At 70.6% G+C, this 1,184-nt stretch carries 1 protein-coding gene; it reads right to left on the reverse strand.

Annotated elements, in window-relative coordinates; translation table 11 throughout:
* A partial coding sequence (locus tag ABD437_RS42900; protein ID WP_425558394.1) for an IS30 family transposase occupies positions 1-1,181 on the reverse strand: 1,181 nt, incomplete at its 3' end.
* Between the last annotated feature and the right edge of the window lie 3 nt (positions 1,182-1,184).

The raw sequence follows: 1,184 nt of genomic DNA on the forward strand, positions 1-1,184 counted from the left end.
AGCAGTTCGTTGAGGGCTTGGGCGGGGGTTTTCATGTCGAGGGTGGGGCGGGGTCGGGCGTTGAGGCTGGCGGCGACGCGGTGGAGGTCCTCGGCGGTGTGGATGGATAGGTCGGTGCCTTTGGTGAACCAGTGGCGCAGCAGCCGGTTGGTGTTTTCGTTGGTGCCGCGTTGCCAGGGCGAGCGGGGATCGCAGAAGAACACTGGGGTGTTGAGCGCCAGTTGGATGTGGGCGTAGTCGGCCAGTTCGGCGCCGCGGTCCCAGGTGATCGAACGACGCAGATGTTCGGGCAGGTCGCTCATGGCGGTGATCATGGCTGCTGCGACGCTGTGCGCGTCGTGGCGTTCGGGTAGGTGCAGCAGGATCGTGTAGCGGGTGGTGCGTTCCACCAGGGTGCCGATCGCGGATTTGCAGGCGGTGCCGAGGATCAGGTCACCTTCCCAGTGGCCGGGCACCGCCCGGTCGTCGGCGTCGGCCGGCCGCTGGGAGATGGTGAACGCGTCGGTGAACGGCGAGGAGTCCGGGCGCGAGGCGGTGCGGGGTGTGCGGCGCGACCGGCCGAGGCTGAGCTGTTGGTGCAGGTCCGCGCGCAGGTGTCCGCGGGTCTGGACGTAGAGGGCCCGGTAGATCGTCTCGTGGCTCACCCGGCAAGTGTCGCCCTGCTCACGCAGGACGCGGGCGATCAGCGCCGGTGACCAGCCCTGATCCATCCACTCGGTGATCGCCTGGCAGAGCCCGGGTGACCGGGCGAGGGTGAACGGTTTGGGCCGCCGGCGGCGGGCATGGGCGCCGGCGTGGGCGACCGCGGCGTAGTAGATCCCGTCCGGGCCGCGGCCCCGAGCCACCTCACGGCTGATCGTGGACGCCGACCGTCCCAGATCCGCGGCGATGTCCCGCAAGGACCAGGCGGCGCGCAGCCCGGTCTCGATGCTCTTGCGGTCGGTGAACGAGAGCAACCGTCCTGTTCCCAGCCGCGGCGCCCACGCCGCGGCCGGGAGCCGGTCGGCCAGACCACCCCCGGCGCGGCCGGCCGCGACCGGTAACCCGGCCGATGCCTTCCACCAGTCGCTGGCCGTTGAGTCACCGGCACCGACCGCCGCCGCGGCGGCGTCCAGCGGCTGCCCCGAGACCACCAGCTCCAGAAAACGTTCACGAGTTCCCACCGGAAACAGTTTGGGCATGAC

Origin of the sequence: Cryptosporangium japonicum (assembly GCF_039524755.1) — a bacterium.
GTDB lineage: Bacteria > Actinomycetota > Actinomycetes > Mycobacteriales > Cryptosporangiaceae > Cryptosporangium > Cryptosporangium japonicum.